The sequence below is a fragment of the Bradyrhizobium sp. AZCC 1678 genome, from assembly GCF_036924765.1.
GTDB lineage: Bacteria > Pseudomonadota > Alphaproteobacteria > Rhizobiales > Xanthobacteraceae > Bradyrhizobium > Bradyrhizobium algeriense.
In genome coordinates, this window is the sequence record NZ_JAZHSE010000001.1 from 3,010,818 (window position 1) to 3,023,144 (window position 12,327).

12 protein-coding genes and 1 pseudogene are annotated in these 12,327 nt (G+C 63.9%); 11 read left to right on the forward strand and 2 right to left on the reverse strand.

The features are described 5' to 3' along the window. Nucleotides 1-127 precede the first annotated feature (127 nt). The 8 genes and pseudogenes from V1294_RS14310 (at nucleotide 128) to V1294_RS14345 (ending at nucleotide 8,366) form a co-directional block, all read left to right on the forward strand. Nucleotides 128-1,576, forward strand: a complete 1,449-nt coding sequence (locus V1294_RS14310; RefSeq protein ID WP_334497937.1) for a 6-hydroxynicotinate reductase — start codon at nucleotides 128-130, stop codon at nucleotides 1,574-1,576. Next, nucleotides 1,573-2,478, forward strand: coding sequence for a UPF0280 family protein (locus tag V1294_RS14315; RefSeq protein ID WP_334497939.1), 906 nt, complete (start codon nucleotides 1,573-1,575; stop codon nucleotides 2,476-2,478). The genes V1294_RS14310 and V1294_RS14315 overlap by 4 nt, the downstream gene beginning before the upstream one ends. A gap of 18 nt (nucleotides 2,479-2,496) precedes the next feature. Then, on the forward strand, nucleotides 2,497-3,081 hold the full coding sequence (locus V1294_RS14320) for an amino acid synthesis family protein (protein WP_334482846.1): 585 nt from the start codon (nucleotides 2,497-2,499) through the stop codon (nucleotides 3,079-3,081). Nucleotides 3,082-3,105: 24 nt separating this feature from the next. Further along, nucleotides 3,106-4,308, forward strand: a complete 1,203-nt coding sequence (locus V1294_RS14325; RefSeq protein WP_334497941.1) for an ABC transporter substrate-binding protein — start codon at nucleotides 3,106-3,108, stop codon at nucleotides 4,306-4,308. Nucleotides 4,309-4,504: 196 nt separating this feature from the next. Beyond that, nucleotides 4,505-6,395: pseudogene (locus tag V1294_RS14330) on the forward strand (ABC transporter permease). Further along, nucleotides 6,392-7,183, forward strand: a complete 792-nt coding sequence (locus tag V1294_RS14335) for an ABC transporter ATP-binding protein (protein WP_334497942.1) — start codon at nucleotides 6,392-6,394, stop codon at nucleotides 7,181-7,183. The pseudogene V1294_RS14330 and the gene V1294_RS14335 overlap by 4 nt, the downstream one beginning before the upstream one ends. Continuing rightward, a complete protein-coding gene (locus tag V1294_RS14340) occupies nucleotides 7,180-7,884 on the forward strand; it encodes an ABC transporter ATP-binding protein (RefSeq protein WP_108514642.1) in 705 nt (234 codons plus the stop codon). The genes V1294_RS14335 and V1294_RS14340 overlap by 4 nt, the downstream gene beginning before the upstream one ends. A gap of 26 nt (nucleotides 7,885-7,910) precedes the next feature. Continuing rightward, nucleotides 7,911-8,366: a MarR family winged helix-turn-helix transcriptional regulator gene (locus tag V1294_RS14345; protein ID WP_334497945.1), complete on the forward strand. Its 456-nt coding sequence runs from the start codon at nucleotides 7,911-7,913 to the stop codon at nucleotides 8,364-8,366. A gap of 16 nt (nucleotides 8,367-8,382) precedes the next feature. Here the strand turns inward: V1294_RS14345 and V1294_RS14350 are convergent, their stop codons facing one another. Continuing rightward, a complete protein-coding gene (locus V1294_RS14350; protein ID WP_334497947.1) occupies nucleotides 8,383-9,048 on the reverse strand; it encodes a hypothetical protein in 666 nt (221 codons plus the stop codon). 2 nt (nucleotides 9,049-9,050) lie between these two features. Next, nucleotides 9,051-10,451, reverse strand: coding sequence for a selenium-binding protein SBP56-related protein (locus V1294_RS14355; RefSeq protein WP_334497948.1), 1,401 nt, complete (start codon nucleotides 10,449-10,451; stop codon nucleotides 9,051-9,053). Nucleotides 10,452-10,475: 24 nt separating this feature from the next. Here V1294_RS14355 and V1294_RS14360 point away from each other — a divergent pair, with 24 nt between their 5' ends. From V1294_RS14360 to V1294_RS14370, 3 genes are all read left to right on the forward strand, one after another. Continuing rightward, on the forward strand, nucleotides 10,476-10,736 hold the full coding sequence (locus V1294_RS14360; RefSeq protein WP_334482827.1) for a hypothetical protein: 261 nt from the start codon (nucleotides 10,476-10,478) through the stop codon (nucleotides 10,734-10,736). An 81-nt stretch (nucleotides 10,737-10,817) separates the two neighbouring features. Continuing rightward, nucleotides 10,818-11,480: a TetR/AcrR family transcriptional regulator gene (locus V1294_RS14365; RefSeq protein ID WP_334482824.1), complete on the forward strand. Its 663-nt coding sequence runs from the start codon at nucleotides 10,818-10,820 to the stop codon at nucleotides 11,478-11,480. A 13-nt stretch (nucleotides 11,481-11,493) separates the two neighbouring features. Beyond that, nucleotides 11,494-12,306, forward strand: a complete 813-nt coding sequence (locus V1294_RS14370) for a crotonase/enoyl-CoA hydratase family protein (protein ID WP_334482821.1) — start codon at nucleotides 11,494-11,496, stop codon at nucleotides 12,304-12,306. Nucleotides 12,307-12,327 lie beyond the last annotated feature (21 nt).

Sequence of the window (12,327 nt, forward strand, 5' to 3'; positions counted from 1 at the left end):
GGCCTTTCGCGGCAGGGGCCGCTTGACAGCGTTTCCGTCCGCGCGCAACATCATTCGTATACGAACAAAGTGATCGGGCCGCGAGGAAGCGGCTCCGATCGGCGCCTTCTCGACTGCAGGCTTGTTCATGACCGATGCGACCGTCGCCAGTGGCGACAAGATCCGCTGCGATGCCTGTCCGGTGATGTGCTACATCAAACCGGGCGCGGCCGGCGCGTGCGATCGCTATGCCAATCACAACGGTGAACTGGTGCGCGTCGATCCGCATATCGTGCTGGAACAGACGGTATCGCATGGCGGACGGTTGGTGCCGTTCCAGGCCGGCGGCGGCGATTGGGATGGCAAGATCGTCCACGAACCGAACGTGTTCGTGACCGCCATCGGCGCCGGCACCACATACCCGGATTACAAGCCCGCGCCCTTTATCGTGTCCTCGGAGATCGATGGCGTCGACATGGTCACCGTCGTGACCGAGGGCATCTTCAGCTATTGCGGCGTCAAGGTGAAGATCGACACTGACCGCTATCTCGGCCCGGAGACGGCGACCGTCCGCGCGGAAGGCGAGGCGATCGGCCATGTGACGACCAGCGAATACGGCTCGCAGATGCTCTCCCTCGGTGGCGTGCATCATCTGACCGGCGGCTCCAAGAAGGAAGGCCGTGTCACCTGCGACGCGCTAATGGACCTCTCCAACTGCAAGCCGGTGGAACTGACGATCGATGGCGGCGCTACCGTCGTGGTGCAGGCCGGTTATCCCCCCATCGTCAATGGGGTTGCCGAAGAGCGCATGCGGGTGGGCTGCGGCTCGGCGACGATCGGCATGTTCGCCAAGCAATGGCATGGCAAGGTCGATGAAGTCGTGGTTGTGGACGATCACATCACCGGCGTTCTCTCGGAACACCAGGCCGGCAAGCTGCTCGATATTCCCGATACCGGGATCAAGATGAAGGGGCGGCGCTCGACGCCGGGCCGTTATTTCCAGGTCGCCGATCCCGGCACCGGCTGGGGCGGCACCAATATTTCCGATCCGCTGTCAGTGCTGGGGCCGTTCAATCCAAAGGAAGCGCGGCCCGGCCTCACCATGCTGATGGTCTCGACCACGGGCGAGCACGCGGCCTATTACGAGCTTGATGAAGCGCTGCGTCCGATCGAAAAGCAGATGCCGCCCGACCTTCGGTTCTCGGTCGAGCGTATCCAGGAAAATTGCGAGCCGGCGCTATGCACGGTGCTGTTCATGGGCGGCGCCGGCGGCTCGCTGCGTGCTGGCGTCACCGACAATCCGGTGCGGCTGACGCGCTCGGTCAAGGATGCACTGACGCGGGTCACCAGCGGTGGCGCACCGGTCTATGTCTGGCCCGGTGGCGGCATCACCTTCATGGTCGACGTCACGCAGATGCCGGCGGGTGCGTTCGGCTATGTGCCGACGCCGGCGCTGGTGGCGCCGATCGAGTTCACGCTGCGGCTCTCGGATTACGCCGCGCTTGGCGGGCACATGGATCACGTGCGCCCGCTGGCGTCGTTGCGGGATAACACCGAGCTCCGTCCGATGCCTTACATCCCGGGACGGCGCACATGAAACGGCTGCGGCAAATCGCGCTTCTTCCTGACGGCAAGCGGCTGCATTTGCAGGACGGTCCGATCGATCTGGTCATCAAGGCGAAGGGCAGGGAAGGCGATGTGCGCGCTGCGTATGAGGCGGCGGCGCGGCGCTTTACCGGCCTGCTGGATGAACTCTGCGAGGAGTTGGTTGAGCTCCGAATGGCCGCCGATCCGATTCGATGCCCACTGAAGGGCGTCGTCGCGCGCCGCATGCATGCGGCTGTCGTGCCGTTTGCGACCGAAGAGTTCATCACGCCGATGGCAGCGGTGGCGGGGAGCGTCGCGGAGGAGATTCTCGGCGCGATGCTTGCCGCCGCACGGCTCGACCGCGCCTACGTCAACAATGGCGGTGACATCGCGCTGCATCTCGCCGGCGGCGAGCAGTTTACCGTGGGCCTGATGGATCGGCCCGACCGGCATGGCCTGATGCGAACGATTGACATCGACGCCGACGATCCGGTGCGGGGCGTCGCGACCAGCGGGCGGCACGGCCGCAGTTTTTCGCTGGGGATCGCGGATGCCGTCACCGTGCTGGCGAAAACGGCATCTCAGGCAGATGCCGCCGCCACGATCATCGCCAACACGGTCGATCTGCCCGACCATCCCGCGATCATCCGTTGCCCGGCGAACGAACTGCAGCCCGATAGCGATCTCGGCGCGCGTCTTGTTACCCGCGATGTCGGCGTGCTCGGGGAGAGCGAAATCGACGACGCATTGAGGGCAGGGGTGAGCCGGGCACAGCAATTGCTTGCGGCGGGATTGATCGAAGGTGCGGCCTTGCGTCTACTAGGCGAGACGGCCGTGGTGGGTGCAACAGGGATCAAGGCAGGCGCGCCGGCGTTTCATGGAAGCACACTGGAAGGAACAGCGCATGTTTGATCGGGAGCGAGGCTGACAATGGGTGCGATCATTCGCAAAATCGTCACGGTGGTCGAGGAGACCCATCTCGAGATGGGTCAGAAGGTTGCGCCGCCGACCCGGCGCGCAGCGGCGATCGCCGTGATTGAGAATCCCTTTGCAGGCCGCTACGTCGAGGATCTCTCGCCGTTGATCGAAATCGGTGAGGAGCTCGGCGATCTACTTTCCAAAAGAGCGGTGGCGGCGCTCGGCATCGACGGCGCCATGGCGCACAGCTACGGCAAGGCCGCAGCCGTCGGCGAAAACGGCGAACTGGAACACGCGGCCGCGATCCTGCATCCGAAGATGGGCGCGCCGGTGCGGAAAGTTTTGAGCAAGGGCGCAGCGCTGATCCCGTCGTCGAAGAAGCGCAGCGGTCCCGGAACGACGCTGGATATTCCGCTCGGTCACAAGGACGCAGCCTTCGTGCGCAGCCATTTCGACGGCATGGAGGTGCAGATCAACGATGCGCCGCGCGCCAACGAGATCATGGTGGCGGTTGCGGTTACCGACAGCGGCAGGCCGTTGCCTCGCGTCGGTGGACTGACGGTTTCGGAAGTCAAAGGCGAAGACGGTTTAAGATAGTTTCACAGTACATTGGAGGTAGGGATGCGACGTAGACACGTACTTGGAGCAGGTTTGGCGATCGCGGTTGCCGGCATGGCCGGCAGCGCCATGGCACAGAGCGAGATCAAGATCGGCGAGATCAACAGCTATTCGCTGTTGCCTGCCTTCACCGAGCCCTATCGCAAGGGCTGGCAGCTCGCGGTCGAGGAGGTCAACGCCGCGGGCGGCATTAACGGCAAGAAGCTCGTCGTCATCTCCAAGGATGACGGCGGCAAGCCGGCAGACGCGCAGACCGCGGCCAACGAACTGGCCTCGAGCGAGAACGTGGCGATGCTGACCGGCACGTTTCTCTCCAACATCGGTCTGGCCGTCAGCGATTTCGCCAACCAGAAGAAAGTATTCTTCCTGGCGGCAGAACCTTTGACCGACGCCATCACCTGGTCCAAGGGCAATCGCTACACATTCCGGCTTCGTCCTTCCAACTACATGCAGGCGGCGATGCTGGTGGAAGAAGCCGCCAAACTGCCGGCCAAGCGCTGGGCGACGATTGCGCCGAACTATGAATACGGCCAGTCGGCGGTGGCGGTATTCAAGAAGCTGATGTCGGAAAAACGTCCCGACATCCAGTGGGTCGACGAGCAGTGGCCGCCGCAGGGCAAGATCGACGCCGGTCCGGTGGTGCAGGCGGTTGCCGCAGCCAACCCTGAGGCGATCTTAAATGTCACCTTCGGCGCCGATCTGGTCAAGCTCGTGCGCGAGGGCAACACGCGCGGCCTGTTCAAGGGGCGCTCGGTGGTCTCCTTCCTCACCGGCGAGCCGGAATATCTTGATCCGCTGAAGGACGAGACGCCGGAGGGATGGATCGTCACGGGTTATCCCTGGTACGACATCAAGACGCCGGACCATGACAAGTTCCTGAAGGCCTATCAGGCCAAGTACAGCGATTATCCGCGGTTGGGTTCGATCGTCGGCTACCAGACCATCAAGGCGGCCGCGGCAATCCTTGCGAAAGCCAATTCGATCGATCCGGAGAAGCTGATTGCAGCGACCGAAGGTCTGTCGATGCCGTCGCCGTTCGGCGAAATCACCTTCCGCAAGATCGATCACCAGTCGACGCTTGGCGCCTATGTCGGCAAGACCGCGCTGAAGGACGGCAAGGGCGTGATGGTGGACTCGGTTTACCGCAAGGGGGCGGATTATCTCCCTGGTGATGCGGAGGTTGCCAAGCTGCGCCCGAAGGATTGAACTTCTCTCTCCCTCTCCCCGCCCTTCGCGGGGTCGAGACGAGCGAAGCTCGCTCTTAGAGGGTTGGGGTGAGGGGCTCTCTCCGCGAGTCCTATGCAAGTCGATAGACCTGTACCCCCTCACCCGGATCGCAGGAGCGATCCGACCTCTCCTCGCAAGCGGGGCGAGGTAAAGCGACCACCAACCCGGACCGCCCATGGCCTTTTACTTCGTTCAGTTCCTGACCGGTCTCGCCAGCGCGGCGTCGTTGTTTCTGGTCGCGTCGGGGCTGTCGATCATCTTCGGCGTGACGCGGATCGTGAATTTCGCCCATGGCGCGTTCTACATGCTCGGCGCCTATGTCGCGTTCACGCTGACCGAACGTTTCTCCGGCGCGCTCGGTTTTTGGGGCAGCATCGTCGTTGCGGCGCTAGTCGTGGCCGTCGTCGGCGTGCTAGTCGAGATGGTACTGCTGCGGCGGATCTATCATGCGCCGGAACTGTTCCAGTTGCTCGCGACCTTCGGCCTGACCTTGATGGTCCAGGATATCGTGGTGCTGATCTGGGGACCCGACGATCTGCTCGGCCGCCGCGCGCCCGGCTTCAAGGGCGCGGTCGATTTCTTCGGACAGAATATCCCGAGCTACGATCTGTTCCTGATCGGGCTCAGTCCGGTCGTGCTCGGCGTGCTCTGGTTGTTGTTCCAGCGCACGCGCTGGGGCGTGCTGGTGCGCGCGGCAACGCAGGACCGCGACATGGTGGCGGCGCTCGGCGTCAATCAGAAATGGCTGTTCACCAGCGTGTTTGCGCTCGGTGTCTTTCTCGCAGCCCTCGGCGGCGCGCTGCAGATTCCGCGCGATGCCGTGCATCACGCGCTGGACCTGCGCATCATCGTCGACGTGTTCGTGGTGGTGGTGATCGGCGGGCTCGGCAGCATCATCGGCGCCTTCGTCGCCGCCGTGCTGGTGTCCGAACTGAACGCCTTCGGCATTCTCATATTCCCGAAAATCTCCATCATCCTGGTATTCCTGGTGATGGCGGTCGTGCTGATCGTGCGGCCATGGGGCCTGTTCGGCAAGCCGGAGGCCGCCGCACGCCGCACGCCGGGGCTGACCGTCAATCCGTGGCGACCGCTGACCTCGGGCGAGCGGCTGATGTCGATCGGCGCGCTGGTCCTTGCGGCCATGCTGCCGCTGTTCGCAGGAAATTACGCGCTGACCGTCGGCTCGGAGATTGCGATCTTCGTGATCTTTGCCGCGAGCCTGCATTTCCTGATGTCGGTCGGAGGGCTCGCCTCGTTTGGACATGCGGCCTATTTCGGCCTTGGCGCCTATGGCGTTGCGTTCCTCGCCAAGGCGGCGGGACTGCCGATGATCGTATCGCTGCTGCTGGGCCCCTTGCTGGGCTTGCTCGGTGCAGCCGTGTTCGGCTTCTTCGCCGTGCAACTATCCGGCGTCTATTTCGCGATGCTGACGTTGGCCTTTGCGCAGATCGTCTGGTCGATCGCGTTCCAGTGGGTCACGGTAACCGGCGGCGACAACGGCATTTTGGGCGTCTGGCCGGACAAGTGGGCCGCGGGCCCGGCCAGTTTTTACTGGCTGTCGCTTGCGATCGCCGCGCTCGCGGTGACGGTGTTGCGGGTGATCGTATTCTCGCCGTTCGGTTTCGCGCTGCGCGCGACACGGGACTCGCCGCTGCGTAGCGAGGCAATCGGCATCAACGGCAAGCGCGTGCAATGGACGGCCTTCGTCATATCAGGCACGGTCGCAGGGATCGGCGGCGCGCTGTTCGCCTATCTGAAGGGAAGCGTCTTTCCGGACAGCCTCGGCATCTCGCTGTCGGTGGACGCGCTGGTCATGGTGCTGCTCGGCGGCGTCGAGACGGTTTCCGGCGCGGTCATCGGCGCCATCGTGTTCAAGGCGGCGAACATCTGGCTGGTCAGCCCAGACCGATCTCTCCAAGCTGGTGCTGGGTGGCTTCATCGTGCTGATGGTGGTGGCGTTCCCCAAGGGAATCGTCGGCACGCTGGAGGCGATCTGGAATCGCCGGCGATCCTCCGACGACAAGAAATCTGCACTCGCCACCTCCCGGGTAGAGGTTGCCGAATGAGCATGGTCCCCACACTGCTGTCGGTTCAAAATCTCAGCAAGTCCTATGGCGGCGTCCATGCCGTGCGCAGCGTTTCGTTCGAACTGCGCGCGGGCGAAATCCTCGCGCTGATCGGCCCCAACGGCGCCGGCAAGAGCACGTGTTTCGACATGCTCAACGGACAGAACACACCGGACAGCGGCCGGATCACGCTGCTCGGCGAGGAGACGGTCGGCCGGAAGCCGCGCGCGATCTGGCGGCTCGGAGTCGGGCGTACGTTCCAGATCACCGCGACGTTCCCGACCATGACCGTGCGCGAGAACGTGCAGGTCGCGCTGGTGTCGTATGGACGGCAATTGTTCAATCTCTGGGGCTCGACCGCGAGTTACGCGCGCGAGGAGGCCGGCCGGCTGCTCGATCTCGTCGGCATGGGCGCCTATGCCGGGCGTCCGTGCGGCGAGCTGGCCTATGGCGATCTGAAGCGGCTGGAGCTTGCCATCGCGCTCGCCAACCAGCCGAAATTATTGCTGATGGACGAACCGACCGCGGGCATGGCGCCGCGCGAGCGGATCGAGTTGATGCGGCTGACCGCGCGCATCGCCTGCGAAAAATCGATCGGCGTGCTCTTCACCGAGCACGACATGGACGTGGTGTTCGAACATGCCGACCGCATCCTGGTGCTGAACCGCGGTAGCCTGATCGCCGAAGGCTCGCCGGAAGAGGTCCGCGGCAACCCGCAGGTGCGCGCCATCTATCTCGGCGAAGGCCTGGTCTACGACGCACGTCACCGCGAGGGAGCCGGCGCATGAAGCTGCAGGTCGCCGATCTCAACAGTTTTTATGGCCCGGCGCATATCCTGTTCGATATCGCGCTCGAAGTCGGCGAGGGCGAGGTGGTGGCGCTGCTCGGGCGCAACGGCGCCGGCAAGTCGACCACGTTCCGCTCTATCGTCGGCCTGGTCGAGAATCGTTCAGGGCGGATTGTCTTCGAAGGCAAGGACGTCTCGCGCGAGCCGACGCATGCGATCGTGCGCGGCGGGCTCGGTTATGTGCCGGAGGAGCGGCGCATTTTCACCGACCTGACGGTCGAGGAAAACCTCGAAGTCGGCCGCCAGCCGAAACGGCCGAACGCGCCGCAGTGGACGCGCGAGAAATTGTTCACGCTGTTTCCAAATCTCGGCGAAATGCGCAACCGCCCGGGCGGACGCATGAGCGGCGGCGAACAGCAGATGTTGACCATCGCACGGACGCTGATGGGCAATCCGTCGCTGGTGCTGCTCGACGAGCCGTCGGAAGGGCTGTCGCCAAAAATCGTCGAGCAGATGGTAGAGGCCATCCTCGCGATGAAGCGAGAAGGCGTCAGCATCGTGGTCTCGGAGCAGAACCTGCATTTCGCGCGGCTGATCTCCGACCGCGCCTACATTATCGAGCGTGGCAAGATCTGCTTTGGCGGCACGATGGCAGAACTCGACGCGCGGCCGGACGTCCGGGACGCGCATCTGTCGCTGTAGCTGGTAGCAAGGGAAGGGGCGGCAAAATGGGGAGGAGTGTTTCGCCGAAACGAGCGGTCAAGCCTGCGCGGCCGTCTTACATTCTCGACGAGCAGATCGGTTTCATCCTGCGCCAGGTCTGGCAGCGCCACGCCACCATCTTCGCCCGCGAGATCGGCATCAACTTGACGTCGGCGCAATGGGCGGCGCTTGCAAAACTGACCGAGACCGGACCGTGCTCGCAGAACCTGCTCGGACGGCTGACGGCGATGGATGTTGCGACCATCAAGGGCGTGATCGACCGCCTCACCGCGCGCGGCCTGACCGAGACCAGCCCGGACCCTGAGGACGGCCGCCGCCTGCTGGTGAGTCTCACCCGCGCCGGCCAGCAACTCGCCGAAAAAGCCGCGCCGAACGCGCTCGCGATCTCGCGGGAGACGCTGGCCCCGCTGGATGCCAAGGAGCGCGAGACACTGATCGCGCTGCTCGAGAAGCTGCGTTGAAGGCTCTCGGCCGGCGCTAGATTACGCTGAACAGCAGCGCAATAGCGCCCACCAGGATGAGGCTGACGGCCCAGGTCGTATCCAGATTGAACCAGCTCTGCGATATGAATTTGAGACCGAGATAGCGGTAGGCGAGCCACGCGCAGCACCCGCCGGCGGCGATCATCGCGGCAGCGTGGACAATGGCAACCAGAACGGCCATGCCGAGATTGGCGTTAATGAGAGTACCGGCGGCCTGGTGGCCGCTGTCGAGTTCCGTTTCCCGGCAGAGCCCGAGATAGATCGGCACCAGCATCAGCGCCGCGCCGTGGGCGAGTGCCACGGCGAACGACCAAAGCCCCAATTGCGCCGGCGATATCCGCGCCAGGACTCTCGGATGGCGCCGGTTGGCAAGCCGGTAAAGACCGAAGGCGATGACGAGGAGGCTGGCGCCGATCTGTATCGTGCGCTGCCATTCGACGACGGCAACGAGCAGCGCGAAGGGCAGGATCACCAGCAGCATCGCGAGCAGGTGGCCGGCCGTGAGCGGCCAAAGCGCGGCCACTAGCGCCCGCGGACTCTTCTCCATCAACCCGGCCGAAACGGCGAGCGGCCACCCCATGCCCGGGTTGACGCCATGGTAGAGGCCGCTCGCGATGACAGCCAGCCAGAGCCACGCAGGTGTCCAGTCGGCTGCACTCAAATTCAAACCGACGGATAGCAGAATGAATCCGTCGAACAGTCACCACCGTCGAGCCGAACCTGGTGTGACCGGTATCCGTCGGGGAAATTGACCCAGTAATCCCTAGCCAGGTCGAGACCACCGTCCGGCTTCGCATTGGCCATCACCATGGCGCCCGGGACACCATCGGGATAGAACTGGTTGTCCCACGTCGAGTACAGCGAGTTGGTCCAGTACACCCGCTTGCCGTCGCGGCTGATCTCGACCATCTGCGGACCGCCTCCAAAGGCCTTGCCGTTCGGATGCGGCGTGCGGCGCGTGATGCCGCCAATGTGTACCGAGCCGGCAAGCTTTGGCTTTCGCGGGTCTCTGACATCGTATTGACGCATCTCGCCGGTGCCCCAGCAGGCGACGTAGAGGAATTTGTCATCCATCGACAGGTCGATGTCCGTCACCAGCGGCGGCACTGCGCCAAAGCCCTGCAGCAGCGGCGGCAATTGCTCCTTCGGCGCTGCCTCGGGCGGGATCGTCGCCGTCTTCTCGACGTGAAACTTGCCGCCCTCGCGCCACCAGGTCCAGATCGAGCCTTCGAGATTTGTGGTGTCGACCACGGTGCCCAGAAAGCCGTACTCGCGAACCGGATCATGCGCGGGACGCACTTCCAGCCCCATCTGATGATTGGCCCCGAGATCGATCGTCTGCACGTTTCGCCGGGCCCGTAGATCCCAGAAGTGAATATGGTGACCGTACTTGTTCGAGAGCAGATCCTCCGGCACGATTCCGTTCTCGAACTGCGGCGGCAACCCCCACTCGCTCGTCACCATGTAGTCGCGTGGCAGGTTCCACCAGAAATCATAGTGCATTGTCTGGGAGCCGCGATCGATCTCCCACCGTCCGAGCACCTCGAATGTCTCGCAATCCATGATGAAAACGCCGGGCGGTCCGTCGGTACCGTTCTTGCCACCGCCGCCGAGCGTAGAGACATAGATGCCTTCCGGCCCGCAATGAACGGTGTGGGGCCGCGAGTATCCGGTCTTTTTGAAGATTTCCTCCGGCTCGATGATCTTGTGGATCGCCGCCTTGGTGGGATCCGGCTTCGTATCGACGATGTAGATGCGGGAAGACCGCATGCCCGGGATGATCAGATAGCGGCGCTCGAGGAAGGCGTGTCCGGTGAGCGGCGATAGTGACGACGAGCAGGCGTTCCAGCCGAAATGGTGAAACTCGTCGCCCTTGTTCGGCATCGTCACGGTGTGAACGACCTGACTGTAGCTCTGGGAATTCGGATTGACGTCGATGACTGCGAGTGCGTCCGGCTTTGAAGAGTCCGGGCTGAGCAGCACGGTGTAGGCGAAGCTCTCCGGCGGAGCTTCCATGGCAAGCTTTGGCGAAGCGTGAAACGTGGGGTCGGGCCGAATGTTCATCGTACTGCCTCCCTGTTTGCCTCGATGAATGGCAACACGGCTCAGCGGCATGCAGCAGCCAGAAATACCCGGCGCGTTAAGTTCCTCTCGCGAGTGCCGCCGGCCGGGTTTGCGCAATCGACCATACACCCCAATACGGCAGGCGAAAATAACGATGGTGCGACCGATCCGCGCCGCGTCAGCGCGGCTTCGATCATCGCCATTCCGCTCGCGACCATTTTGCAGGACGACGCCCTGCGTCGTCCGCGCTCCTTCCCCCGCGCAATCGATCGAGCGTTGACTTGATGTGCGCCGCCATATTGGCGCGCCTTGTAAAATCATTGTTACTATTGACGTCACAGCAGCTGATTTGATAACACTGTTATCATGAGCAAACCCGCAACCGCCGCAAAGGACTGGTCGGACGTCGTGAGGGGGGCGAAGCGCGAGCTTCTGCTGCGCGCCGCGCGCGACGAATTCGCCGAGCAGGGGCTCGAAGGCGCCACCATGCGCGGCATCGCGGTTCGCGCCGGCTGCACGACGGGCGCGATCTATCCGCTGTTCGACAGCAAGGAGGCGATCTATGCCGAACTGCTGAATCAGTCGCTGGCGGCGCTCGATGCCTGCGTCGCCCAGGCCGTGGCTAAAGCGCGGACGCCGGAAGCGCAGGTCGAGGCGGCCTGCGGCGCCTTCCTGAACTACTACCTCGATCATCGCTTCGAGATAAATCTGGGCCTCTATGCGTTCCGCGGCCTCAAGCGGCTCGGCGTCGGCAAGCCGTCGGATGAGGAACTCAACCAGGCGCTTTGGAAGGTGCTGGAACGCATCGCGGTGCCGCTGACCGAAGTGCGCGGCCTCAAGCCTTCAGAGGTTCGGCCGTGGGTGGCGCTGCTGACCAGCCAGATGATCGGGGCGCTCGTGCTGCAGATCGCGGGCCGGCTGGATTTTCTGCAAACCGGCGCGCAAACGTTGCTTCGCATGATGCTGGCGCAATGCCTTGCGTCTGCGGCGCCGAAGAACGCGAAGGCCGCACGCAAATCAAAACAGTAAGGGAGTAAGCGAAATGGTCCGGATCGAAAAGCAGGGCGCGGTGTGGACCGTCATCCACAGCCGGTTTGCGGAAGCGCGTAACGCGATGGATCCCGCCAGCGCGGACGCGCTGGCGCAGGCCTTCAGAGAATTTGACGCCGACGGCTCCGCCAGCGTCGCCGTGTTGTGGGGCGAGGGTGGTGCATTCTGCGCCGGCTGGGATCTCAAATTTGCCAGCACGCTGTCCGATCGCGAGGCCTTTCAGCGCCATGTCGCCGATGGCCTGGCGTTCCCGACCGGCGCTAACCCTGCGCCGCGCGGTCCGCTAGGACCGACGCGGCTGGAATTGTCGAAGCCCGTGATCGCCGCGGTGGAGGGGCCGGCCGTGGCCGGCGGCATGGAGCTCGCGCTGTGGTGCGATATCCGCGTGATGGCCGAGAGCGCCTATTTCGGCGTCTATTGCCGCCGCTGGGGAATCCCGCTGCTGGACGGCGGCAGCGTGCGTCTGGCACGCCTGGTCGGCCAAGGCCGCGCGATGGAAATCATTTTGACAGGACGCAAGGTGCCGGCGGACGAAGCGCTGCGCATCGGCATGTGCGAGCAGGTGGTCGAGAGCGGTGGCGCCCGCGCCGCGGCGGAAGCGATGGCGCGCGAGATCGCGCGGTTTCCGCAAGCGGCGGTGCGGGCTGATCGGCGCTCCGTGGTCGAGACGTATGGTTTGTCAGTTCGCGAAGCCTTGCGTCAGGAATGGACCAACGGCGTCGAAGCCATCTTCAAGGAAGGCGCCAGCGGCGCCGCGCGCTTTGCAGCCGGCAAGGGCCGCCACGGCGACTTTGCCAAGATCTGATCTTTTTCCTGGGGAGCCGCA